Origin of the sequence: Marinobacter suaedae (genome assembly GCF_030519635.1) — a bacterium.
Taxonomy (GTDB): Bacteria; Pseudomonadota; Gammaproteobacteria; order Pseudomonadales; family Oleiphilaceae; genus Marinobacter; species Marinobacter suaedae.
The window spans coordinates 139,767-164,959 of record NZ_JAUMIS010000003.1; the positions used below are offsets into that span (position 1 = coordinate 139,767).

21 protein-coding genes are annotated in these 25,193 nt (G+C 58.1%); 16 read left to right on the top strand and 5 right to left on the bottom strand.

The features are described 5' to 3' along the window. Positions 1-42 precede the first annotated feature (42 nt). The 5 genes from ribBA to QVZ43_RS16200 are packed head-to-tail and all read left to right on the top strand — an operon-like array spanning position 43 to position 3,634. A complete protein-coding gene (ribBA, locus tag QVZ43_RS16180) occupies positions 43-1,158 on the top strand; it encodes a bifunctional 3,4-dihydroxy-2-butanone-4-phosphate synthase/GTP cyclohydrolase II (RefSeq protein ID WP_302910745.1) in 1,116 nt (371 codons plus the stop codon). Positions 1,159-1,203: 45 nt separating this feature from the next. Further along, on the top strand, positions 1,204-1,680 hold the full coding sequence (gene ribH / locus QVZ43_RS16185) for a 6,7-dimethyl-8-ribityllumazine synthase (RefSeq protein WP_223795646.1): 477 nt from the start codon (positions 1,204-1,206) through the stop codon (positions 1,678-1,680). Further along, positions 1,680-2,156 carry a transcription antitermination factor NusB gene (nusB, locus tag QVZ43_RS16190; protein ID WP_223795764.1) on the top strand — a complete coding sequence of 159 codons (477 nt, stop codon included), beginning with the start codon at positions 1,680-1,682 and terminating at the stop codon, positions 2,154-2,156. Before ribH ends, nusB begins: the two co-directional genes overlap by 1 nt. A gap of 3 nt (positions 2,157-2,159) precedes the next feature. Then, positions 2,160-3,110, top strand: a complete 951-nt coding sequence (thiL, locus tag QVZ43_RS16195) for a thiamine-phosphate kinase (protein WP_302910746.1) — start codon at positions 2,160-2,162, stop codon at positions 3,108-3,110. Further along, complete coding sequence (locus QVZ43_RS16200) at positions 3,107-3,634, top strand: phosphatidylglycerophosphatase A family protein (protein WP_302910747.1); 528 nt, start codon at positions 3,107-3,109, stop codon at positions 3,632-3,634. Before thiL ends, QVZ43_RS16200 begins: the two co-directional genes overlap by 4 nt. A 13-nt stretch (positions 3,635-3,647) precedes the next feature. Here the strand turns inward: QVZ43_RS16200 and QVZ43_RS16205 are convergent, their stop codons facing one another. Next, positions 3,648-3,851 carry a DUF6316 family protein gene (locus QVZ43_RS16205; RefSeq protein WP_223795643.1) on the bottom strand — a complete coding sequence of 68 codons (204 nt, stop codon included), beginning with the start codon at positions 3,849-3,851 and terminating at the stop codon, positions 3,648-3,650. Between the two features lie 257 nt (positions 3,852-4,108). On the opposite strand from QVZ43_RS16205, the gene QVZ43_RS16210 reads away from it, so the two are divergent. Then, positions 4,109-4,789 carry a DUF2057 family protein gene (locus QVZ43_RS16210; protein WP_302910748.1) on the top strand — a complete coding sequence of 227 codons (681 nt, stop codon included), beginning with the start codon at positions 4,109-4,111 and terminating at the stop codon, positions 4,787-4,789. 47 nt (positions 4,790-4,836) lie between these two features. Here the strand turns inward: QVZ43_RS16210 and QVZ43_RS16215 are convergent, their stop codons facing one another. Further along, positions 4,837-6,363: a WS/DGAT/MGAT family O-acyltransferase gene (locus QVZ43_RS16215; RefSeq protein ID WP_302910749.1), complete on the bottom strand. Its 1,527-nt coding sequence runs from the start codon at positions 6,361-6,363 to the stop codon at positions 4,837-4,839. Positions 6,364-6,460: 97 nt separating this feature from the next. Beyond that, positions 6,461-7,384 (bottom strand): LysR substrate-binding domain-containing protein, encoded by a 924-nt coding sequence (locus QVZ43_RS16220; RefSeq protein ID WP_302910750.1) that lies wholly within the window; start codon positions 7,382-7,384, stop codon positions 6,461-6,463. Between the two features lie 109 nt (positions 7,385-7,493). Between QVZ43_RS16220 and QVZ43_RS16225 the strand changes: the two genes are divergently transcribed. Beyond that, entirely contained in the window at positions 7,494-8,480 is a 987-nt protein-coding gene (locus tag QVZ43_RS16225) for a glutathione S-transferase family protein (RefSeq protein ID WP_302910751.1), read from the top strand. Here the strand turns inward: QVZ43_RS16225 and ispB are convergent. Then, the gene (gene ispB / locus QVZ43_RS16230; RefSeq protein WP_302910752.1) at positions 8,473-9,441 is read right to left on the bottom strand and encodes an octaprenyl diphosphate synthase; all 969 of its coding nucleotides are present in this window, start codon (positions 9,439-9,441) and stop codon (positions 8,473-8,475) included. The genes QVZ43_RS16225 and ispB overlap by 8 nt on opposite strands. 242 nt (positions 9,442-9,683) lie before the next feature. Between ispB and rplU the strand changes: the two genes are divergently transcribed. The 5 genes from rplU to QVZ43_RS16255 all read left to right on the top strand — a co-directional run bounded on the left by rplU (position 9,684) and on the right by QVZ43_RS16255 (position 18,431). Then, positions 9,684-9,995, top strand: coding sequence for a 50S ribosomal protein L21 (rplU, locus tag QVZ43_RS16235; protein WP_223795637.1), 312 nt, complete (start codon positions 9,684-9,686; stop codon positions 9,993-9,995). Positions 9,996-10,031: 36 nt separating this feature from the next. Next, positions 10,032-10,292 carry a 50S ribosomal protein L27 gene (rpmA, locus tag QVZ43_RS16240; RefSeq protein WP_223795636.1) on the top strand — a complete coding sequence of 87 codons (261 nt, stop codon included), beginning with the start codon at positions 10,032-10,034 and terminating at the stop codon, positions 10,290-10,292. Between the two features lie 144 nt (positions 10,293-10,436). Beyond that, entirely contained in the window at positions 10,437-11,642 is a 1,206-nt protein-coding gene (gene cgtA, locus QVZ43_RS16245; protein WP_302910753.1) for an Obg family GTPase CgtA, read from the top strand. 21 nt (positions 11,643-11,663) lie between these two features. Next, complete coding sequence (proB, locus tag QVZ43_RS16250) at positions 11,664-12,788, top strand: glutamate 5-kinase (protein ID WP_302910754.1); 1,125 nt, start codon at positions 11,664-11,666, stop codon at positions 12,786-12,788. Positions 12,789-13,250: 462 nt separating this feature from the next. After that, positions 13,251-18,431 carry a hypothetical protein gene (locus QVZ43_RS16255; RefSeq protein ID WP_302910755.1) on the top strand — a complete coding sequence of 1,727 codons (5,181 nt, stop codon included), beginning with the start codon at positions 13,251-13,253 and terminating at the stop codon, positions 18,429-18,431. A gap of 149 nt (positions 18,432-18,580) precedes the next feature. On the opposite strand, the gene rpsT is transcribed toward QVZ43_RS16255, so the two are convergent. Beyond that, complete coding sequence (gene rpsT / locus QVZ43_RS16260) at positions 18,581-18,850, bottom strand: 30S ribosomal protein S20 (protein WP_206645344.1); 270 nt, start codon at positions 18,848-18,850, stop codon at positions 18,581-18,583. Between the two features lie 268 nt (positions 18,851-19,118). Here rpsT and murJ point away from each other — a divergent pair, with 268 nt between their 5' ends. From murJ to lspA, 4 genes are all read left to right on the top strand, one after another. Beyond that, complete coding sequence (gene murJ, locus QVZ43_RS16265; RefSeq protein ID WP_302910756.1) at positions 19,119-20,699, top strand: murein biosynthesis integral membrane protein MurJ; 1,581 nt, start codon at positions 19,119-19,121, stop codon at positions 20,697-20,699. Positions 20,700-20,801: 102 nt separating this feature from the next. Beyond that, positions 20,802-21,773, top strand: coding sequence for a bifunctional riboflavin kinase/FAD synthetase (gene ribF / locus QVZ43_RS16270; RefSeq protein ID WP_302910757.1), 972 nt, complete (start codon positions 20,802-20,804; stop codon positions 21,771-21,773). Positions 21,774-21,843: 70 nt separating this feature from the next. After that, positions 21,844-24,663 (top strand): isoleucine--tRNA ligase, encoded by a 2,820-nt coding sequence (ileS, locus tag QVZ43_RS16275; protein ID WP_302910758.1) that lies wholly within the window; start codon positions 21,844-21,846, stop codon positions 24,661-24,663. Next, positions 24,663-25,193, top strand: coding sequence for a signal peptidase II (lspA, locus tag QVZ43_RS16280; protein WP_302910759.1), 531 nt, complete (start codon positions 24,663-24,665; stop codon positions 25,191-25,193). The genes ileS and lspA overlap by 1 nt, the downstream gene beginning before the upstream one ends.

A 25,193-nucleotide genomic window follows, 5' to 3' on the forward strand; every position in this document is an offset into this window, starting at 1 on the left:
CGGCAGTTCAACTGTCTATCAACCGCAAGGGTACAAGACCGTATGGCACTGAATACCATTGAAGAGATCATTGAAGACATCCGTCAGGGCAAGATGGTCATCCTGATGGATGACGAGGATCGTGAGAACGAAGGCGATCTGGTCATGGCGGCGGAACACTGTACCCCGGAAGCCATCAATTTCATGGCCCGCTTCGGTCGTGGCCTGATCTGCATGCCGATGACCCGTGACCGCTGTGCGCAGCTGGGCTTGCCGCTGATGGTTCAGCAGAACGCATCCGGTTTCGGCACCAAGTTCACCCTGTCCATTGAGGCAAAAGAAGGGGTGACTACCGGTATCTCTGCCGCCGACCGCGCACGCACCGTTCAGGCTGCCGTGGCTCGCGATGCCAAGGCCTCCGATCTGGTTCAGCCCGGTCACATTTTCCCGCTGATGTCCGATCCGGGCGGCGTCTTGAGCCGAGCGGGGCATACCGAAGCCTCCTGCGACCTGGCGGCGCTGGCAGGATCTGAGCCGGCAGGTGTGATTTGTGAAATTATGAACGACGACGGCTCCATGGCACGTCGTGAAGACCTCGAGCGATTTGCCGAAGAGCACGATCTCAAGATCGGCACCATCGCCGATCTGATTCACTACCGCACCATGAATGAACGCACCATCGAGTGTGTGGAAGAGAACGAGCTGGACACCGAGTACGGTGTGTTCAAGCTGCGCACCTATCGGGACAGCATTCAGGGCTCCACCCACCTGGCTATGGTGATGGGTGATATTCGTGAAGATGAGCCTGTCCACGTTCGCGTGCACATCACCGATACCCTTCGGGACTTACTCGGTGCCCGTCGCAAAGACTCCCGTAGCTGGCCCCTGCACCGTGCGCTGGAGAAGGTGGCGGCCGAAGGCCAGGGGGTTGTGGTTCTGCTCAACAGTGGTGAGGACAGCTACAATCTGGAAGACCGCATTCACGATTTCTTCGGCGAGGAGCGGGGTTCCGCCGGTAAAGGTAGTTCGGGTGTCTATTTCACTGTCGGGACCGGCTCACAGATCCTGCGCGATGTGGGTGTTCGCAAGATGCGACTGCTGAGTCCGCCCATCAAGTTTTCAGCCATTTCCGGATTCGATCTGGAAGTGGTGGAGTACGTTCCCTACACCCCTGACTAAGTAACCCGGTCAGGGCGTGTGCCCTGGCCTGACAAGGAGCCATGCATGGCAGATATTAAAGTAATCGAAGGTGACTTCACTCAGTGCAGTGGTCGCTATGCGCTTGTGGTTGGCCGGTTTAACGGTTTCGTGGTTGAGAGTCTGGTGGAAGGCGCGATTGATACGCTGCGTCGCCATGGTATTTCCGAGGACGACATTGCCATCATTCGCGTGCCAGGTGCCTACGAAATGCCGTTGGCGGTCAAGCGCGTTGCCGAGACTCAGGATTACGATGCAATCATCGCCCTGGGTGCCGTGATCCGCGGTGGAACTCCGCACTTTGATTATGTCGCCGGCGAAGCCTCCAGTGGCCTGGGTGCCGTGAGCCTGGAGACCGACGTGCCTGTTACCTTCGGTGTCCTGACCGTTGATTCCATTGAACAGGCCATTGAGCGTTCCGGCACCAAGGCGGGTAACAAGGGCGCGGAAGCCGCCATTACCGCGCTGGAAATGGTCAGCCTGTTCAAGAAACTGGGTGAGTGATGAACACAACCGACGATAACACCTCCGGACCAGCGCCGGGCAGCAAGCCAAAGGCTGGTGACCGCCGCCGCGCTCGTGCGCTGGCGATGCAGGGGCTGTATCAGCGTCACTTCAGCAAGAGCTCGATTTCCGATATTGAAGCGGAGTTCATGGTCGACAATGACATGACCAAGGTCGATCTGCTGTATTTCCGTGACCTCCTGAAAGGTGTTCATCGGGAGCAAGGGGATCTGGATACCCTGATTGAGCCCTTCCTGGATCGGCCGCTGGCGGAAGTGGACCCGATTGAACTGGCCATTGTGCGTCTTGGCGCCTATGAGCTCAAGCACCGGCTTGATGTGCCCTACAAGGTCGTCATCAATGAAGGCATTGAAATGGCCAAGCGCTTCGGTGGTACCGAGGGGCACAAGTTCGTCAATAGCGTGCTGGACAAGCTCAGCCGCAGACTGCGAACTGCAGAGACTCGCGCGCGCTAGACGATGGGTGAGTTCGAGCTGATCCGCCGCTTTTTTCAGCCGCTGGCGGGACGGTCCGCCTCATCCAGCCTGATTCTCGGCCCCGGTGACGACTGTGCCATACAGCGTGTGCCGGACGGTCGGGATCTGGTATTTTCCGTCGACACCCTGGTCGAGGGTGTCCACTTCCCAAAAGCCTACCCCTCCGACAAACTCGCCTGGCGCGCCCTCGCTGCTGCTGCCAGTGATCTTGCCGCCATGGGGGCTGAACCTGTCTGCTTTACGCTCGCCCTGACTTTGCCTTGCGCCGATGAATCCTGGCTGTCTGCCTTCTCTCGTGGTCTCTTTCAGGCTGCAGAAGAATTTGGACTGGCGCTCGCGGGGGGCGATACCACGCGGGGTCCTCTGGTGGTGACGCTGCAGGTTCATGGCGTGGTTCCGAAAGGGCAGGGGCTTCACCGCAACGGCGCAAAAAACGGCGATCTGGTGTGTGTTTCCGGTTGCCTTGGTGATGCAGGGGCAGCTCTTGAATATCTGGCGGAGCCGGACCCGACGCAAGACATGCAGGCGGTGCTCCAGCGCTACCACCAGCCTCTACCTCGTCTGGCGCTTGGCCAGCAACTGTCTGGCGTGGCATCGGCTGCCATTGATATATCCGATGGCTTGGCGGCAGATCTGGAGCACATCCTGGAAGCCTCCGGGGTGGGAGCCAGTATTCGCGCCGAGGCCATTCCACTCTCACCGGCACTGGTGCGGCTAACGGGCGATCAGGCGGTGGATTACGCGTTGCGATCGGGCGACGATTACGAACTGTGCGTTACCCTTCCGCCGGCAGGTTGGCAGGCCTTGCCATCGGATATTCGTCAGCAGCTTTCGGTGATTGGCTCGATTGAGCCCGAGCCGGGGTTGAGGATTCAGGGTTGGCAGGGAACTGCCGACCAACACGGGTTTGATCATTTCAGGAGTATGTCATGAGCCGGGAGGATTCCGTTCAGGAACCGGACGTACCGCAGGCCCTGCTACCCCCGGGGTTTCTCAAGCACCCGGTACACCTGTTGGCCTTCGGTTTTGGCAGTGGTGCTGCCTCCCGGGCCCCGGGAACCTGGGGCAGTCTTGCGGCTATTCCCCTGTGGTATACCTTCTCGTGGCTGCCGCCGGTGGCCTATTGGGTGGTGGTGGTGATCGCCTTGCTGGTGGGGATCTGGCTGTGTGGGAAAACCGCCGACGACCTGAAGGTCCATGACCACGGAGGCATCGTGTGGGACGAATTCGTGGGTATGTGGATCGCCCTGGGATTGTTTCCGTCCAATGCGATTGGTGTGTTGACGGCGTTTGCGCTTTTCCGGCTGTTCGATATCGCCAAGCCCTGGCCGATCGGCTGGTTGGATGAGCGCCTGCCCGGTGGCTTTGGCATCATGATGGACGATGTGGTCGCGGGTATCATGGCGCTGGTGAGTCTTTACGCCATAGACCGTTGGGTTGTGGCTATTCTGGTGTAGGCCGCGGCCGCCCTCAATGGGTGACCGCATCTTCTGGCAGCAGATTAACCACATGCAAGAAGCGGCGAAGGCCGGTTTCTGCACGTTCGCGGCTTGCGAAAGGCCCGCTGTCGAAACCTTCCCGTGTGGCAAAGTACCACTGGCTGCCAACGCTGAAGAAACGACTGCTTCTGAATGGGGTCGGGCCGGCTTCTCCGGTCCTGCGATGGGTATCCATATCTCCTCCAGTTCCCCAAGTGTCACCAAGGAGCCGAGCGGTTGCGCCTTTTGGCAGGCCTTCCTTCCAATTTAAACCAAAAAGCCCTGTGTTCAAGAAAGCGTTTCCGTTTTTGTGGACCACGGTATTCGCATTGCTGGCGCTGAAATGACTCACTTTCAGAGTTATACGTCGGCTTGCCCTCAGAGAGTTCACTCGTCAGAATGCTTTTTTGATTTTCCCTTTCCCAACCAGTTCCGCCTACTCAAGGAGAATAAATGCGTACTTTTTCGAATCCGGCCGTTGTTCGGCGACCTGTGTGGCGACCGGTGCATGGTGCCCGCGCGCTGCTTTTCGCTCTGTTGGCTTTGGTGATCACCGGCTGTGCGTCCAGCGTGTCCAGTGTAGAAACCTGGGATGGCTCCCCGGCGGGTGCCTCTGATGCCGCCACGCTCAAGGCACCGGGTGAAATTCAGGTGTCTGAAGTGAACGGTCGCCGTGTCGGCAACTTCCTGATGGATGATCTTGCCCTGGATTATGCGCTGCTGCCGGGCCAGAACGAGGTCGTGTTTACCTACAAAACCATCTGGGCCAAGACAGAAGTGGTCGGCAACGGCGAGTCCAAAGTGCACGTGGTCGAAAGTGAACCGCAGGTGGTTCGTTTCGATGCCCAGCCCAACGAGGTGTACACCTTCCTGTTCGACAAGCCGGGCACGAAGGTTGAAGCCGAACAGATGATGGCAGGCTTTTCCGCAACGGTGGTTGGGGCTGATGGGATAGCGGTCGCCAAGTCTTCTGAGCGGGCGTTGGATCAGGTTGCCGCGCGAACGCCGGTTCCTGCGGCTACCGCTGCCCCGGTCGGCGGCATTGATGCGAGCGCACTTGATACGCTGAAGGCCGTGTGGGAAACCGCCTCCGAGGACGAGAAAAAAGCCTTCCTGCGCTGGGCTTTCGAATAACTCTGCAGCAAGACCAGGGGCCGCCCTTATTAGGGAGGCCCCTTTTTCTAGGGTCTCAGCCGGTGAATGGCTTTCTTGAGGGCCCCTTCCAATGCGTTCAGCACATCATCCGCAAGGGTGGGTTGTGTGGAATCTGCCTCTGTTTGTTGCAACGCTTCATCCCCCACATTGGCTGCTGCTTCCTCGATGGCCGACAGGCTGTCCTCAATGTAGCTGGCCAGTGACTCCCCGTTAGGGACTGCGTCGGGACACAGGGTGAAGTTGATGGTCAGTTGTCCCTGATAGCTGACCGCGACGATAACCAGTCCCAGGCCGTCGAACAGTGGTGCCGTGTTGTACTGCTGGACCAGTCGAGCGCCCTGGAGGTACAGAGGGACCTGAGGTCCCGGAACATTTGTGATCGGCAGGTTGAATGCAGGCTGGTAGCGTTGCGCCACCTGCAACTCGGAGTAGAGCCGCGCCGACAGCGCCAGCAGGGTGGATGGAAGCAATTCGGTCAGGCGGTCGGCAGCAATCGCCTCCCGGTAAGGTTCGGACACCACAGCATTGCGGTGAATGTTGTGAATCCGGAGCGCCGGGTTGGGCTCGGTGGTGGCGAGATCCAGAAGCATGGCGGACATCTGGTTGCCGGTCGCCCGGCGAAGGCTGCTGGAGCGCACGGAAATGGGCGTCATCGCTACCAGCGACCGGCTGACATCGGCGCCCTGGTCATCCATGTAACGTCGGAGACTCTCGGCGCACAGTCCCAGCACCACATCATTGAGGGTCACGCTGCCCAGATTGGCCTTGACTGTTTTCAGCCGCGACAACGCCACCTGGCAAGAAATGATCTGGCGATTGGCAGTCACTTGCCGGTTGAACGGACTCTGGGGAGCCGAAAACAATGGAAATGGCATGGGGAGCTTTCGAAGCTGTTTCTGGACGATGCCCCGGGTGGTCGCTTCCATGGCGTTGATGGCCAGGGAGGTAAACTGAAGCGGCGTTTTCAGGAGGTTTGCGCCGGCTTGCAGTATCACCCGTTCCTCCGATGGGGCCGGGCGGGGGCTCCAGGGTCGGGGCGGGTGGACGGGGCGCGGCTCTGGCGTGTACTCCAGCAGCTTGCTGATGATGTCTTCACCACTGAAGGCGTCAATGGCCGCGTGGTGCAGTTTGACAATAAGCGCGAAACCACCGTCCTCAGATGCGTCATTCAGCTTGAATCCGTCGACAAACGTGATGTGCCACAGTGGGCGATCCCGCTTGAGGGGCTCCTCCATGATCTTGGACGCGAGTGTGGTGAGGTTATCCCCGGTGCCATGGCCACCCAGGCTGACATAGGCCAGGTGACGTTCGATGCTGAAGTCCGTGTCATCCACCCAGTAGGGGCGGCCCAGTCGCATAGGGATTTCTTTCAGGCGCTGGCGAAATACCGGAACCACGTGCAGGCGGCTGCGCAGATAGGCTACAAAGTTGCCGTAGCTCAGCGGTGTTGCCTGTTCACTGGCATCAAAGAGGTAAATCCCCCCGATGTGCATCGGGGTGGTTTCCGATTCCAGATACAAAAACGAGGCATCCAGTTCCGACAACTGACGCATCTATGGGCTCCATTACGGTTGGCGTTCGCGCAGTATAAACGAGTACGGGCGCCAGTCGCTTGGCTTATCCGTCGGTTTTTCTCATTTGAGCAGCCAGTTACACGGGGCTCTGGTGTGTCAGCCAGTCTGTCACTGAGGGATCGTTACTGAGCCGCTCCCAAAACCACGTCAGGGCCTTGCCCTGAGACTCACTGTGTCTTGCCAGGTGCAGCAGGACCGGTGGTCTGGGTTCGACAACGGTTTTGCTGACCAGGGTGCCATGTTCCAGTTGTTCCCGGATTCGTCCCCGGGGCAGCCAGCCCACCGCGAGTCCGGAAACCTGCAGGGCAATTTTCTGGTCCACGTTGGCCACCGTCAGGGTGCGCTGTTGGTTGAAAATACCGGCGTGGCCGTGGGGCAGGGAGCGCGAGGTGTCGGCTGCCACGGCCGCTGGATAGCGGGCGATATCGGCTTCGGTGAGGGGCTCCTGTGCGCTGGCCAGCGGATGATTCGGGGCAACGGCAAATTCGAACGGCATTTCCCCGAGCGGGTGGATGGTGTAGTGCCCGGCAGGCTTGCTCAGGTGATCGGCACCCACCACCAGATCGACGCGATGGTCTTTCAGGGCATCCCAGGCGCCGGCGAATACCTCCTCGACAACCTGAACATCAACCGGAACACGGAGTTCGCAAAAGGCTTTCAGGGCTGGAAAAAGACAGTGGGCGGGCAACAGGGAATTGATGCCGATGCGCAGGCGGGTTTCCCAGCCCTGGGCCACCTGTCGGGTAGTGTGGGCCAGGTTCTCCGCGGCCTCCAGCAGTGAGCGCCCTTCCTCAAGAAGGTACCGGCCCGCTGGGGTGAGTGCTGCCCGGTGGCCACTGCGATCGAAGATGGCGACATCCAGGTCTTCTTCGAGTTTCTGAACGGTGTAACTGATGGCGGACGGCACCCGAAACAATTCATTGGCGGCGCCGGCGAAACTGCCTTTACGGTCAATAGCGTCGAGCACCTTCAGGGCGTCGATGGTGATGGCTGTATGCATGTTCGAATTATCTGAGGAAGTTGGCCAGAAATGCTTGTTTGAGAGGGTAGCAGGGTCGCCGGTATTCTGCTGGCTAATATTCCGTAAATGAACAGTAGGGAGGTGGCGCATGGGGCTGCTCGTCGATGGCAAGTGGCAGGATAAGTGGTACGACACGGATAAAACCGGCGGCAAATTTGAACGAGAGGCCGCCCGCTTTCGAAACTGGGTAACAGCAGGTGGTGAACCCGGCCCCCGGGGCGAAGGCGGATTTCCTGCAGAGAGTGGGCGCTACCATCTGTATGTGTCGATGGCGTGCCCCTGGGCGCACCGGACCCTGATTTTCCGAAAGCTGAAGGGGCTGGATGCCCATATTTCCATATCGGTTGTCAGTCCGGACATGCTGGAAAACGGCTGGGAATTCCGCCCTGGAGAGGATGCGCACGAGGATCACCTCTACGGCAGCCAGTTTATGCACCAGATCTACACCCGTGCAGCACCGGATTACACCGGGCGGGTGACGGTTCCTGTGCTCTGGGATAAGCGGCGGGAAACCATTGTCAGCAATGAATCCGCTGAGATTATCCGTATGTTCAATTCGGCGTTTAACGGTCTGGAAGGTGTGAAGGCCGGGCTGGACTTTTGCCCGGACACGCTTCGGGATGAAATTGATGGGATCAATGGGCGCGTCTATCACACCATCAATAACGGCGTGTACAAGGCGGGTTTCGCCACCGCGCAGGATAAATACGAAGTCGCCTACGACGAGTTGTTCGAATCGCTTGACTGGTTGGAGGACCGGCTCAGTCGTCAGCGGTATCTGGTGGGCGGCCAGTTAACCGAGGCAGACTGGCGGCTGTTCACAACGCTGGTGCGCTTCGATGCCGTGTATTTTGGGCACTTCAAGTGCAATCGGAACAGGATTTCGGATTTCCCGGCCCTGTCGGCCTATGTTCGTGACCTATACCAGGTGCCGGGTGTCGCAAACACGGTGGATATGGGGCAGATCAAGCGCCATTACTATTTCAGTCACACCATGATCAACCCGACTCAGGTGGTACCGAAAGGGCCCGAGCAGAACTTCGACGCCCCGCACGGACGGGACAGGCTCAGTTAACTCGGGCGACCGCGAGTTCGCTCAGCAGAACCATGGCGGTCTTGTGAGTTGATCCTTCCAGTGTGGAGAGGCAGTCTCTGGCTTTCTCCGCTTCTTCGCGAGCCCGTTGCATGGTGTATTCCAGGGCTCCGGAAGTTTCGACGATCTCTCCGATCCGGGACAGGTCGTCCAGGCCACCTTTACGTATGGCCTGACGAATCAGGTCGGCATCGTTTTTCTCGCCGTGTGCCATCGCGTGAATCAGGGGTAGGGTGACTTTGCCCTCGGCCAGGTCGTCGCCCACGTTCTTGCCCATGGTTTCGGCATCGCCCCGGTAGTCCAGCACATCGTCCACCAACTGGAACGCCAGTCCCAGGTGCTTGCCGTAGTCTCGCAACGCCTGCTCCTGGGCTTCGCTGGCTCCGGCCAGCAGGGCGCCGGTATGAGAGGCGGCTTCAAACAGCTTGGCGGTTTTGTCGTGAATGACCTTCATATACTGATCTTCGGTCAGCTTGGGGTTCTTCACGTTCATCAGTTGCATCACCTCGCCCTCGGCGATGACCGCCGTGGCGTGGGACAGAACCTCCATGATGGCCAGGTTTTTCAGTTCCACCATCATCTCGAAAGCACGCGCATAGAGGAAATCCCCTACCAGCACACTCGGTGCATTGCCCCAACGGGCGTTGGCGGTGCTGCGGCCCCGGCGCATGTCGGAGGTGTCCACCACATCATCGTGCAGAAGGGTGGCGGTATGCAGAAACTCGATGACCGCCGCAAGCTTCAGGTGGTCGTCTTTCTTGTAGCCCGCAGCCTGGCTGGAAAGCAGCACCAGCAGAGGTCTGAGGCGTTTTCCGCCACTTTCGACAAGGTATTGGGCGATCTTTTCCACCAGGGGAACGTCGGATCCAAGCCGCTCGAGAATGAGGTCGTTTACCCGGCTAAACTCCTCGGACACGGTGTCGTATATGCGCTCGGCTGTCATGCGGCTTGTGAATCCTTGATGCTGCGTTAGGTGGTTCTGAAATAAGCAAAAACAGGGCAGGTCGCGGCAATGCTAGGTATTACGGGCTTTAGTGTCAACTTGGCTTGTATTGCCCGGCGGCTTTTCGTACAATCACGCGCCCAACTCATCCCAACCTGCGCTCCCTGCTATAGGGTTGCCGAAGCGCTTCCCTTAGAACCAGGTGGATAAGAGCAGGGATGGGTCAATCGCGGAGAAGGTAAATGTACGCAGTTATTGTTAGCGGTGGTAAGCAGCACCGTGTGAAAGAAGGCGAAACTCTGAAGCTGGAAAAGCTGGAAGTTGAAACCGGTGGCAACGTTGAGTTCGATCGCGTTCTGCTGGTCGCCGACGGTGACAACGTTAAGGTCGGTGCTCCGGTCGTTGACGGTGCCAAGGTTACCGCTGAAGTGGTTAGCCACGGTCGTCACGACAAAGTGAACATCATCAAGTTCCGTCGTCGTAAGCATCACATGAAGCGTCAGGGCCACCGTCAGTGGTTTACTGAAGTTAAGATCACGGGTATCCAGGGCTAAGGCTCTCGAATTACCCCTTAGATAAGGAGGCTGGTAATGGCTCATAAGAAGGCAGCAGGTAGTACCCGTAACGGTCGCGATTCCGAGTCGAAACGACTTGGTGTCAAGCGCTTCGGCGGCGAAGCTGTATCTGCAGGCAGCATCATCGTTCGTCAGCGCGGCACCCGTTTCCACGCTGGTAGCAACGTAGGCATTGGCAAGGACCACACTCTGTTTGCAAAAGCAGACGGCCAGGTGAAGTTCGAAACCAAAGGCCCGCAGAACCGCAAGTTCGTGAGCATCGTTCCGGCTGCGTAAGCAGCGGCGATCCGGTTCTGTCGAACCTTGGGTAGCATTGATATCCTGATATAGTCAGTGATCAATGATGCCAGGAGCCCCGCAAAGCTTCCCTGAGGCTGCGGGGCTTTTTTCGTTTAAGCGCGAAGCGCAAAGGGTTAAACCATGAAATTCGTAGACGAAGCCACCATCATCGTTGAAGCCGGCAAGGGCGGGCATGGCTGTCTCAGTTTCCGGCGGGAAAAATACGTGCCCAAGGGCGGTCCCGACGGCGGGGATGGTGGTGACGGTGGCTCCGTATATCTGGAGGCGGACGAGGCGCTCAATACGCTGATCGATTATCGCTTCCAGCGTAAGCACAAAGCGCAGAACGGTGAGCCGGGCTCCGGGCGCAACTGTACCGGGACCAAGGGCGAGGATCTTGTGTTGCCGGTACCGGTGGGCACGACTGTGGTTGACATGGATACCCATGAGGTACTCGGCGATCTGACCAAAATTGGTCAGCGTCTGAAGGTGGCCCAGGGCGGTTTTCATGGGCTGGGCAATACCCGCTTCAAGTCCTCGGTAAACCGGGCGCCTCGCCAGACCACCAAAGGCTCCGAAGGCGAACTGCGCAACCTGCGTCTCGAGCTGAAGGTGCTGGCCGACGTGGGCTTGCTGGGGATGCCTAATGCGGGCAAGTCGACCTTCATTCGTTCTGTATCTGCTGCTCGTCCCAAGGTGGCGGATTACCCGTTTACCACGCTGGTGCCCAACCTGGGTGTGGTGAGCGTACAGGCGCACCAGAGCTTTGTCATCGCCGATATTCCGGGGTTGATCGAAGGCGCGGCCGAGGGTGCGGGGCTGGGTATCCGTTTCCTCAAGCATCTGGTCAGAACCCGGCTGCTACTGCATCTGGTGGATGTTGCCCCCTATGACGGCTCATCCCCGGTCGAGTCGGTCCGCGCTATCGAGCATGAGCTGGAAAAGTTCAGTGAAACCCTGGCGAACCGGGAGCGCTGGCTGGTGCTCAACAAGGTGGATATGGTCGCGGAGGAAGATCGTGACGCCCAGTGCCAGGCCATCATTGACGAACTTGACTGGCAGGGGCCGGTGTTCCGTATTTCCGCGCTCAGTGGCGAAGGGACCAAGCCTCTGGTTCAGGCGGTGATGCGCTGGATTGAGGAGCAGGCCGAGGAAGAGGCGCAGAATCCTGAGTTTGCCGAGCGCGAAGCGGCGCGGCGTCGCCGGATGGATGAAGAGGCCCGGGCCCGAATCCAGGCAGAGCGGGAGGCTCGCCGGGCTGCCCGCGAAGATGGCGTTGAGGATGATGACGATGACGACTTTGATGACGACGATTACGACGTTGAAGTGGTCTACGCCCCGGAATAATAAGAGAGAAGCACGCGCGTTATGAGTGAACGTACCCAGCTGCGCCAGGCCCGTCGTCTGGTGATCAAGATCGGAAGTGCCTTGCTGACCAACGATGGCAAAGGTCTCGACGTGGCATCGCTGGGTTTGTGGGTGGATCAGATTGCCGAGCTGATCAGCAGTGGTGTGGAAGTCGTGATTGTCTCCTCCGGGTCCGTGGCTGAAGGCATGAGCCGGCTGGGGTGGTCGGAGCGGCCGCAACAGTTACACCTTTTGCAGGCTGCTGCGGCAACCGGGCAGATGGGGCTGGTACAGACCTGGGAAGCCCAGTTCAAACGCCACGGGCTGCACAGTGCCCAGATTCTTCTTACCCATGATGATCTGTCGGATCGTAAGCGCTACCTCAACGGCCGCAGTACCCTTCGTGCACTACTGGATGTGGGTGTGGTGCCCATCGTGAACGAAAACGACACGGTGGTTACCGACGAGATTCGCTTCGGTGACAACGACACGTTGGGCGCTCTGGTCGCGAACCTGATCGAAGCCGATGGCCTGATTATTCTGACCGACCAGCTCGGGCTCTTTGATAAGGATCCCCGAAAGCATGACGATGCCTCCCTGGTCACCGAGTGCAAAGCCAGCGATTCGTCGCTGGATGCCATGGCTGGCGGTGGCGCCGGAGTGCTGGGGCGCGGTGGTATGCTCACCAAGCTGAGGGCGGCCCGGTTGGCGGCGCGTTCTGGAGCATTTACGGTCATTGTGGGTGGCCGGATTGAGCACGTGGTTACCCGATTGCGTGAAGGCGAGGTGCTGGGTACCTTGCTTTTGCCCGAGCAGGGCCGAACCGCGGCACGCAAGCAGTGGCTGGCGAGTCACCTCCAAACCCGCGGAAAGCTGGTTCTGGATGATGGCGCGGTCCGCATGGTGTGCCTCAACGGGCGCAGCCTTTTGCCGGTGGGTGTGAAAGAGGTGTCGGGCACATTTCGTCGCGGGGAAATGGTGTCTTGCGTGGATCTTTCCGGCAAGGAGGTGGCCCGGGGGCTGGTTAACTACGATGCGGCGGAGGCTCGAGCGATTGCAGGCCAGTCCAGTGACCGCATTGTTGAGGTTCTCGGCTATGCGTCGGGTGAAGAGATGATTCACCGGGATAATCTGGTGGTTGTCTGATAAGTCTTTGGGGCGGTCCTTGTGGCGGTTCCAGCGGCTCGTATTGAAGCATCCTGTCAGTCTAATTCGCAGTCAGCTCATATTCTCAAGCCTTTCCCGTTACCTCCCGGCTGAGCCCCGGGTCTCAGGTTTTCCTGACCGCCAAAAGAAGCGTATTGCGCTTTCTGCATCATTGGCCCTGCAACCACAGTGTTTTATCCATTTCCCGCATGGCACTCCTTGCGCAGTCGATAAGCAGGGGGGATCAACAACATTGAGTAATAGTATGAACTGCGTCTCATTTTATAGGCGTTGCTTTGATTTATTGCCTTTGCCTGCTGACCCTGCCCGTTCTTTACACTATACCTTCTTTATGTAACAAAAATTTAACAATGGACTGCGTGCGGCCTAACCGGTAGGTGTCCTCGAATTTGAGGCTGTAAGGAGCGGTTACTGGCAGGCAGCAAGATGACGTGAGGGAATATGTCGACTCTAACGGAAGGCCTGTCGGGTGCTGAAGAGTGCCGGTTTGTAAATTCCAGTTGCCAGGTGGCGCAGGGAATCAGAGTTGTATTGGTGCTGTTACTGGCTCTTGTGCTGTCTGCTTGCGGTGGGGATTCCGGCGGATCTGATTCTGGCTCGGTTGAGGTGAGTGCAGGAGAATTGCCGGCAATTTCCAAAGTTGCCTCCCTGAGTCGCAACTATGTTGAAGTTGAGTTCGCTCAGCCCGCGGATACTGATGCCTCGGGTAATCCTCTGAACTACAACGTCACGTTGTCGAACGGAAACCGGGTGGTTGTGGTTGGCGCCTACCCGGGGCCGGACGGGAAAACGGTTCTGCTTCAGCTTGCTCCGGAGGAAGAAGATATCCAGTTGATTCCGAACGGAACTCTTCAGCTGGATCTGGCAAATGTTAACGACGAGCCCGTTCTGTTCATCGGTGATGGCAGCGAGGAGCCGCGGCTGCTGGCACTCACGTCCCTCAGTGACACCGTTGTGTTTTTGCGCTTCAGTGAGCCGGTTTCGGATGCGGCCGGCGACATCAAGAACTATCGCCTGACATCCAATGCCGGCAACGGTCTCAAGATTACCCAGGTTGTCCTGGGTGCTGAGGCAGATACCGCTGTTTTGACCACCGAGTCGCAGGATGACGCCTACTACGATCTGGAACTGAGCAAGGTGACCGGCCTTGTGAGCGGCTTGCCGCTGTATATGTTGCCTTCCGACAAGACCTTCCTGGGTATGTCTCTCGAGATGGCGAGCGCGGAGGCGCCATCCGTGGTCAGCGCGGCATCGCTGGATAACACCCATGTGCAGGTCACCTTCAGCAAGCCGATGAGCGAGCAGACGCCAGGCTCTGCAACCTTCTCTATTACCCAGGCCAATGTGAACCCGGAATCTGGCGTTCTTGAGGTGCTGGACGCTCGCTTTGCCAGCGCGGATCACCGCGTTATTGAACTGACTACACGATCCCAGAGTGAGCTGACCTATCAGGTTGCTGTTACCAACGCCACCGACATGTATGGCCAGCAGCTGAAAGTAAACGATGGTGTGGTTTCATTCGTGACCGCCAACACCGCGATCTTTGCTGGAACACCTGCAGGCGCACAGGAGCTGGTGGATACCGATGGCGATGGCCTGTACGACAGTGAAGAGCAGGCCGGCACCATCGTTATTGTTGAGATGGCGAACGGAGAAATCATTACCCGGCAGGTGACCAGCGACCCTAACCTTGCCGACACCGATGGGGATGGCCTTGACGACTACCTGGAACTGCAGTTTGGCATGAACCCCCGGGCAACCGATACCGACGGGGATGGTATCCACGATGACCTTGAACTGAACAAGGTTTTCAGTAACCCGTTCGCCCAGGACAGCGATCTGGATGGCTTGCAGGACGGCTTCGAGCACTTCGATCTCAAAACATCGCCGGTACTGGCGGATACCGATGGGGATCAGCTCGATGACTATCGAGAGCTGTTTGAGCTGAATCGTAATCCGCGCATTGCCGACGTGCCCAAGCTAGCCATCAGCGTGGGAGATGTTCGTCTTCAGCTTGATGAGCGGTTCAGTTACACGGATGAAACCGGTGAGGTGATTACGGAAGAATCGAATACCAGCACGACCCTGGCATCAAGTGAAAATACCTCGTTCTCGAGAACAGATGGTGGAACGGATGAGTGGGGCGGTGGAGGCGGTTTTCGTACGGGGATTGGCAACGGCAGCTTTTTTGGCGGGGACAAAGGAGTTTCCGGTGGGCTGGAAGTCACTGGCTATGTGTTCGATACCAATACCACCAACTGGCAGACGGACAAAGGATCGGCGCGGGAATCCCAAGAGGCTTACGAGCAATCTCAGACTAAGGGTAAGGAACTGAGCACTACTCAAACCGTAACGCGCGAAGTGATCGGGGCCAGTATCGATGTGCCCCTGAGTATCACTAACGAAGGTAATGTGCCTTTTACCCTTAGCAATCTGGAAGTGACCGTTTTGCAGCAGGTGGGTGGGCGTGACACGTTTTTGCCGGTGGCCACACTGGTATCAAGTTCAGAGCTGGCCACCGGGTCGTCGCTGACCATCAATCTGGGCGGTAACACCAACGAGCGCGGGCCCTTCCTGTTCAGCAGCCGCGAGGTATTCCCCAATCTGGTCGAAAGCCTGATGCGTAACCCCGCTTCATTGGTTTTCCGCGTTGCCAATTACGATGTCGAGGATGAGCTGGGTCGCAACTACACGTTTATCAGCCAGGTCGCCCGCGACCGCACCGGCAGTATCGTATTGGACTTTGGCGATGCCGGTGCGGCAGAAAACTACCTGTTGGCCACTGCGGGGGTGCTGCAGGACGATCAGTATCTGGGCGGATTCAGTCCGTCGGGGCGTGCGCTCGGTCTGCCCCTGAGTTACCTGTTGGAATCGACCATTGGCTTGCCGCGACACCAGACCAGTCAGGACTATATTTCCGCCGGCTTTGATGGCGTTCTGAATACTGCCGCCCAGGGCGACGATGTTCTGGACGTGGATGCAGAGGTGATTCGCGCGGGTGCGAACGGTTGGCTTGAATCGAAGCCGGGCGGTGACGATTACATCGCCAATCCGACCGGTGTTAGCGGTATTGTCGCTGGCTTGAATAAAGTGGCGAATAGTATCGCTCAGGGAGATGATATCCAGCTGGTCCCCGTGGGCACAGATGGCTTGAGCCTCGGCACCATTGTGATTGGCCCCGGTGAAAACGGTGTGCTGGATACACCGGCCAAAGAGGACGATATTGTCGACTTTATTGGCGGGTACGAAACCAGTCGAACGTGCTCCGCCTTTTCGGAAAATGCGGGTGCTATTTGCCGGCTTGATGGCGAATGCGTGAGCGGCACCTGCAGCGGCCCGCAGAAGCTGGCCCGAATCAAGTCTTTGCGTGATGGCGATTTCAACCGGGGGTGGGTGGTTCTGACCTCCGGCCAATTGCCGGATGCGGCCGATTTCGACAAGATTACTGTTGAACCGGGCGACAACCTCAGCCTGGCATTCCTGCAGGACCTGGATGGTGATGGGCTGTTTGCCCGTAATGAGTTTTTATTTGGCTCGACAGACAGTGACCGTGACCGCTTCGACAACGAGCTTTTTGGCCCGGCTTTCTCGGGGCAGGCGGGTTCCGATGGCGTACCGGATTCGGTGGACAGCGACCAGGACGGGTTGAGCGACTTTGCGGAAGTGTTTGTTGGCTGGAAGGTCGCCGTAGACGGCGGAGCCCTGCGTCAGACCTTTTCGTCGCCCCGGTTTGGCGATACCGATGGCGATGGCCTTTGGGATGTTGAGGAGCAGGATCTGCGGGGCTTTTGCGAGCCGGGCGATAACCGTACGCAAGCGCTTTGTGCTTTCCAGGATGACGATCCGGTCAGTCAGGCGGACGCTATCGGTATTATTGCTGGCGCAAACAAGACAGCGGACACCACGGCCGTGGGTGATGATGAGCAATTGACACCACCGCAAACGGCCGGCCTGGCGTTCGGTACACCGGTTATCGGACCTGGTCCGAATGGCATTCTGGATACAGAACTCGATGGCGATGACGTCTATGAAGCAGTCTCAAGTATTCCGCCGGCAACAGACCCTGCCGAGCCGGATACCGACCGGGACGGCATTCCAGATGCTGAGGAGCTGGGGGGAGTCGATGCACTTCTGGCCATCGTTGATGGTGGTGATGGTGTCGCGGACACCCTTGCCAGTGGCGACGATATCCAGCGAGCCTTTATCAACAACCCGGTTCCCGTCGGCAATGTGATTGTTCTGCCGGGATCCAATTCCATTATCGATAGCACCCCTGAAGGGGACGATGTATTGCGTCAAGCAGAGACGGTTCTGACAGATCCGCTTCGCCGCGATACTGATGATGACTCGGTGGCTGATGGTAGTGAAATTGTCCGCGGTTCTGATCCGACTATCGATGACAGGGCGGATTTCTTTGACGCAGATCAGGATGGTTTGACTGACGGTGAGGAGGATTTAGGCTGGCTGGTTTCGGTCAATGGCGCCGCCGGGGATGAGGTCACCTCCAGCAAGTCGTTGCCCGATACGGATTTTGACGGCTTGCCGGATTTTGTCGAGCGTGACCTCCGCACCAATCCGCGCAGTGTCGACACCGATGGCGATACCATCAGTGATTACGACGAGGTGGCGGATCTGTCCAAGTACCTCAGTATTGCTGCGCTGTATCCCAATATGAACATCACATCGGCCAATACCGGTGGCTATGGCACGAATCCCACAAAATCGGATAGTGACAACGATGGCTTGCAGGATCAGGTCGAGCTTATTTCAGGCTCGAGACTTCTTTTTCCTGGCGATACAGCCGCAACCACGATCTTTACGTCCCCTGTCTACCCGGATACCGATCTGGATGGTTTGAACGACGGTGATGAGATTGCTGCTCGGACGGATCCGACCAATGCGGATACCGATGGAGATGGTCGCACGGACGGGTCGGAGCTCACCGTGGGTACGGATCCGCTGGTTCCCGATGTTGCTTTCGAGGTCGTTATGCGTGACATCATCATTAACAACCAATGCAAGGACGCCTCAGAAGGGAGTGCTGATGAGCAGGCAGGCGAGGTGATGTGGTGGGTCGTGGTGGAAGACCCTCAGACCGGTCAGAAGAAATTACTGTCTGACGCGCTGGATGCCGAAGCGTTTCAAAATAGTGATGAAGACCTGGGGGCCATTTTCTACCAGCCAGCGACCTTTGATGGCGTAGATTATGGCTTCAGGGACCGAGTGCCTCCTCAAGTACCCGACCGTAGTGCAGATGAACGTCGTGCCTGCTACTACAAGCGTGTTTGGAGCCAAAGTACCTGGTTGCAGTTGGAGGACTCATGGGTAGGGCAATCTAACTTAGTAAATGTGCTGAGCTTGAAGCCCGGAGAATCGTTTGGCATCCAGGCGGCATTTCTTGAGGCAGATGCCTTTATCTCGGATGATTGCGGCACCGCGCCCAATTTCATTCCTTCAACGATCACTGCGAGCGAGATCCATAAAACGCTTCGCAAGCGGTACAGCTATGACGATCTGGCTGGTTCGGGAGGTATCTCCCTGACCGGGGCCGATGCAAACGATGTGGTTAACAAAAACACCTGCAATATCGATTTCCGGATTGATATTGAGATAGTGCGTTAGCCATCTGGTAGCTGGTCTGTCCTTGTGGGCAGATCGTTTCAAGGGTTTTTTGTCGTGAGGTCAGGGACTGGCTTGCTGGCTTTTATCGGAAACTGACACAAAAAAACCGGCCATTCGGCCGGTTTTTTCAGTTCTGAAGGAAAGCTCGCTTACGCGCTCTTCAGAGCCTTGATCTTGGCGCTCAGGCGGCTCTTGCTGCGAGCAACCTTGTTCTTGGCGAAGATGCCCTTGTTGACCATGCTGTCCAGGATAGGCTGGGCCTTCTGGAAAGCGGCCTGCGCTTCTTCGTAGTTACCGGCTTCGATAGTCGCCTGTACTTTCTTCACGTAGGTACGAGCCATGGAACGCAGGCTTGCGTTGTGCTTGCGGTTTTTCTCGTTCTGACGAGCGCGCTTCTTGGCTTGCGGGGAATTTGCCACCGTAAAACTCCTGAAAGTTCTGTATTCGTTGCTGAGTGATTCGTTACATCACGGGCGCGCCAAAAACAGCGCGTCGAAATAAATGACGCGGAACTATGCCGCCGTAACCCCGAAATGTCAAGACTAAAACCCAATTCATGCCGCGGCCCGCAAGGCCTGTGTTACACTCGCGGCACGCTTTGGCAGGGGGTGGACGGAAGCACGTAATTCCCGAAATGCCACTTAGTTTTTCCTTTTAGTCGATTGCTCAGGACCAGACCAGCACGCCATGTCATCGCAACCAGAGAATTCCCCGGAAAAACACCAGCCGCCCAGGGCCCCAGGACTGCTCAGATCTTCCGGCGTGGTCGGTGTCATGACCATGCTGTCCCGGGTGCTGGGGTTGGTGCGGGATATGGTTATCGCCCGCTATTTTGGCGCCGGCGCCGGGGCGGATGCTTTTTTCGTGGCCTTCAAGATTCCCAACTTTTTGCGCCGGCTGTTTGCCGAAGGGGCCTTTTCCCAGGCCTTTGTGCCGGTGCTGTCGTCCTATCGGGAAAAGCAGGATATCTCGGACGTAAAGCGTCTGGTGGATGCGGTGGCGGGATCGCTCGGGGTGGTTTTGCTGGCCGTCACTCTGGTGGCCATGTTGGGGGCACCGGTATTGACGGCGGTGTTTGCCCCCGGGTTTCTTGATGACGACCTGAAGTTTTCCCTCGCCAGCGACATGCTGCGTATCACCTTTCCTTATTTACTGCTGATATCGCTGACCGCATTTGCTGGTGGAATACTCAACAGCTATGACCGCTTTGCGGTGCCGGCCTTTACCCCGGTGCTGCTCAATCTGTCGATGATCGCCGCGGCAATTTTCCTCACGCCTTTGATGGATGAGCCAGTTCTGGCGCTGGCCTGGGGGGTGCTGATTGCCGGTGCCCTGCAGTTGTTCTTCCAGTTGCCGTTTCTGATGCGTCTTGGGTTGTTGCCCCGCCCCCGGGTGGATTACCGGCATGAAGGGGTCTCCCGAATCCTGAAGCTGATGGCACCGGCCCTGTTCGGGGTGTCGGTCAGTCAGGTCAACTTGTTGCTCGATACGGTGCTGGCGTCGTTCCTCCAGACCGGCAGCGTCTCATGGCTCTATTACTCGGACCGGTTGTCGGAGTTGCCGCTCGGGGTGTTCGGGATCGCCATTGCTACCGTCATTCTCCCGAGCCTGTCCCGCAAGCACGCGGCGGCCTCTGCGGACCAGTTCGCTGCCACCCTGGACTGGGCGGTTCGCGCCGTCTTGCTGATCGGGTTGCCCGCTGCGCTGGCGCTTGCTTTATTGGCGGAGCCGCTGATCGCCACGCTGTTTCATTACGGCGCGGTTACCGATCGTGATGTGATGATGTCAGCCCAGAGTCTCAGGGCGTATTCCGCCGGTCTGCTGGCGTTCATGCTCATCAAGGTGCTGGCGCCGGGTTTCTTCGCCCGGGAGAATACCCGCACACCCGTCAAGATTGGCATCATCGCCATGGTGGCGAACATGGTGTTCAATCTGATCCTGATTTTCCCGCTGGCCCACGCTGGGCTGGCGTTGGCCACATCGTTGTCGGCCTGGCTGAACGGCTTTTTGCTCTGGCGGGGGCTGCGCAAAGAAGGTGCCTGGCAGAGTCAGTCCGGTTGGCCCAGGTTCCTTATCCAGTTGGTGGTAGCTAATTCGGTTTTGGCTGCGGTGATTCTCTGGCTCAAGGCACCGGTGAATGTCTGGCTGGCGGCAGGTGGTTTTGATCGGGCTGCGGACATGGCGGTGCTGGTGTCGGCCGGTGTTGGCGCTTACTTCCTCTCGCTCGCCGTGGTAGGGGTGCGGGTAAGACATTTTCGCCACAGGTAGGGTATAATCGCGCGTTTTCTCACCAATGGGTCCGTCGCATGGGCTCGAAGGCAGGGAAGCGAAAACACCAAAAGCCAGCTGGCAATTGAAGGTTTGCATTGCATGCGTCTTATCCGAGGTCTCGCCAACCTGAAACAACTCGCCCAACAGGCGGATTCACCACTGGCCAGTGGCTGCGTGGCGACCATCGGTAATTTCGATGGTGTGCATATCGGTCACCAGACCATTTTGCAGCAAGTTAAAGAGAAGGCCGCCAGTCTGGGATTGCCGTCCGTGGTGATGGTGTTTGAGCCGCAGCCCCGGGAGTTTTTTCAGGGCGATCAGGCGCCGCCCCGTTTGATGTCTTTTCGCCAGAAGTTCGAAGCGTTGACCGCTGCGGGCGTGGACTACGTATTGTGCCTCAACTTCAATGGTCGTTTTCGCCGCCTGACCAGCCAGGCCTTTATTGAAGAGGTGTTGGTGGATGGCCTGGGTGTTCGTCATTTGGTGGTGGGAGACGACTTCCGTTTTGGCTGCGACCGTACGGGCGACTTTATGCTGCTGCGGGAAACCGGACGGATCAGGGGGTTTACGGTGGAAAATACCCGGACAGTCACCCTGGATGGTGAACGGGTAAGCAGCACCCGGATTCGTGAGTGCTTGAACGTGAATCGCCTGGAAGAAGCGGAAACCCTGCTTGGGCATCCTTACCGGATTCGCGGCACCGTGGTTTATGGGCGCCAGCTGGGGCGGGAAATCGGTGCGCCGACGGCAAATATCCGTTTGAAGCGCATGGCACCCTTACAGGGTGTGTATGTGGTCAGCGGGACACTGGATGACGGTTCGGTATACGATGGCGTCGCCAACATCGGCCTTCGTCCTACGGTAGATGGCAAGCAGCCGGCACTCGAAGTGCACCTGTTCGACTTTACTGGCACACTTTATGGCCGCCACATTGAGGTGGTTTTCCGCCACGGGCTGCGGGAAGAAATCCGTTTTGCCTCCGTGGATGCGCTGAAGCAACAGATCGCCAAAGACTTTGAGTCTGGCCGGAAATGGATTGCTGAACATGGCTCCGCCCGGGCAACAAGCTGAACAACGCCGGATAACACCGGCACAATTGATGACTGACCGAAACTGACCTGAAAGAGTACGCACAGAGACCATGAGCGACTACAAAGATACCCTGAATCTGCCGGAAACCGCGTTTCCCATGCGTGGTAACCTGGCCAAGCGTGAGCCCGAGATGCTCAAGCGCTGGCAGGACCTGGATGTCTACGGCAACCTGCGCAAGCAGCGTGAAGGTCGGGACAAGTTCATTCTTCACGATGGCCCTCCTTACGCCAACGGCAGCATTCATATCGGTCACGCGGTCAATAAGATTCTCAAGGACATGATCGTCAAGTCCCGCGGTTTCATGGGCTTCGACGCGCCCTACGTGCCGGGATGGGACTGTCATGGCCTGCCGATTGAGCACAAGGTCGAGCAGGAAATTGGCAAAGCCGGCGTGAAGGTGGACTACAAGACTTTTCGCCAGGCTTGTCGCGACTATGCCGCCAAGCAGGTGGAAGGCCAGAAAACCGATTTTATTCGCCTGGGTGTGATGGGTGAGTGGGACAAGCCTTACCTGACCATGGACCCGAAGGTTGAGGCAGGCATTGTCCGCGCCCTCGGCAAGATCGTTGCCAATGGTCACCTGGTTCGTGGTTACAAACCCGTCTACTGGAGTGTGGTTGGTCAGTCCGCACTGGCAGAGGCCGAGGTTGAATACCAGGACAAGACATCGACCCAGATTGACGTGCGTTTCACTGCGGTGGATCAGGATAAAACGTTGGCCCTGTTCAATACCCGGCAAGGTGAGGGCAGTGTGTCCGTGGTGATCTGGACCACCACGCCCTGGACCATTCCGGCCAACCAGGCCGTGTCTCTGAACGCTGATCTCCAGTACGCGCTGGTTCAGACCGATGTTGGCCATGGTCCCGAGCGCCTGATTTTGGCGGCGGACATGGTCGACGGCATCATGAGTCGCTGGGAAGTGGAGGCTTTCGAGGTGCTGGCTACCTGTGCCGGTGCGGATCTCGAAAACCTGGCCCTGCAGCATCCGTTCTACGACAAGCAGGTACCGGCGATACTGGGCGATCACGTCTCCACGGACGCCGGTACTGGTGCTGTTCATACCGCGCCGGATCACGGTCTGGAAGACTTTGAGGTGGGCAAGGCCTACGGTATCGAAACCCTGAACCTGGTGCAGGCCGACGGTACCTACACCAGTGCTGCCGGCGAACTGGCCGGTATTCATGTCTACAAGGCGGACGAGCCTGTGTGTGCCGCGCTGGAACGGGAAGGCAAACTGGTGCGTTCCGAGAAGTTCCGGCACAGCTATCCGCACTGCTGGCGAACCAAGACCCCGCTGATCTACCGCGCCACGCCGCAGTGGTTCATCAGTATGGACAAGAAGTACCTCCGTGCCGACGCGCTTGAGGCCATCCAGGGTGTTCGCTGGGTGCCGGGCTGGGGTAAAAACCGTATCGAAGCCATGTTCGAGCAATCCCCGGACTGGTGTATCTCCCGTCAGCGTACCTGGGGTGTTCCGATTACCCTGTTTGTTCACAAGGAAACCCAGGATCTGCATCCGGACACCGAGCGTCTCATCGAGCGCGTGGCGGAGCACATCGAAGCCGATGGTATCGATGCCTGGTACGATCTGGACGCGACAACGCTGCTTGGGGACGATGCCGATCAGTATGAGAAAGTCACGGATACCCTGGATGTCTGGTTTGACTCCGGCGTGACTCACGATTCCGTCCTTCGGGCACGGCCTGAACTGGGGCAGTTCCCGGCGGATATGTATCTGGAAGGTTCCGACCAGCATCGTGGCTGGTTCCAGTCTTCGTTGAAAACGTCCATCGCCATGAATGGCGTCGCACCCTACAAGCAGGTGCTGACCCACGGCTTCACCGTGGATGGCAAGGGACACAAGATGTCCAAATCCCTCGGTAACGTCATCGCGCCCCAGGAAGTGATGAACGAGCTGGGCGCGGATATCCTTCGCCTGTGGGTGGCGGCCACCGACTACAGCGGCGAGATGACCGTGTCCAAGGATATCTTGCGCCAGACCGCTGATGGCTACCGCCGGATCCGTAACACCGCTCGCTTCCTGTTGAGCAACCTGACCGGCTTCGATCCGGAACAGCACATGGTTGCCCCGAAGGAGATGATCGCGCTGGATCGTTGGATGGTGGATCGGACGCTTCAGTTACAGAACGAGTTGCGGGAAGACTACGAGAACTACGCGTTCCTGCGGATCTATCAGAAGGTGTACAACTTCTGCGAGGCGACCCTTGGCGGCTTCTATCTGGATATCATCAAGGATCGCCAGTACACCACGCCGGCGGACAGTCTGGCGCGCCGGTCCTGCCAGACCGCTCTGTACCATGTGGCTGAAGCCATGGTGCGCTGGATTGCGCCGATCCTGAGCTTCACGGCCGACGAGATCTGGCAGCACCTGCCGGGTGAGCGAGGCGATACCGTGTTCTACGAAACCTGGTATGAGGGCCTGAAGGCGTTGCCGGATAGCGCCGAGCTGGGTCGCGATTACTGGCGCGACATCTTCGGTGTGAAGGAAGCCGTCAACAAGTGCCTGGAAGATGCGCGTGCCCGGGGTGAAATCAAAGGCTCCCTGAGTGCCGAAGTCACCCTGTACTGCGAGGGTGACCTGGCCGCAAACCTGAAACATCTGGGTTCCGAACTGCGTTTCGTGTTGATTACCTCCGAAGCGACGGTTAAGCCGGTGTCCGAGGCGGGCGATGCCGAGTTGACCGGTTACGAAGGCTTGCGTGTGGCGGTTACCCCCGCTTCCCACGACAAGTGTGAGCGCTGCTGGCACCATCGTGAGGATGTGGGTCGGAACGCCAAGTACAAGGATCTTTGCAGTCGCTGCGTGACCAACATCGAGGGGCCGGGTGAGGCTCGCTCGTTTGCCTGATGGATACGGTAATGGCTGAAAATCAGGCAACCGGAAGCAAGTTGAAGTGGCTCTGGCTGGCGGTGCTGGTGATCGTGCTGGATCTTGGCACCAAGGCGCTGGCCACGGCAACGCTGACTTATGGCACGCCGGTTCCGGTGTTTCCCATGTTCAACCTGACGTTGCTGCACAACACCGGCGCCGCTTTCAGCTTCCTGGCCCAGGCCGATGGCTGGCAGCGCTGGTTTTTCGTGACTCTGGCGCTGGTGGTCAGCTGCGTGCTGGTCTACTGGCTGAAAGGCCTCAAGCGGCATGAAACCTGGATGGCCATCGCTATCGTACTTATTCTTGGTGGTGCGCTGGGTAATGTCTACGACCGTGTCGTGCACGGGTATGTGGTGGACTTTCTGCACTTTTACTGGCGCGACTGGCATTTCCCGGCGTTCAACCTTGCAGACACCGCCATTACCATCGGCGCTGCCATGATGATTCTGGATATGTTTCGTAACTCCGATCGCGAGGGCGACGGGGAAGCGCAAAGGAGCGAATGA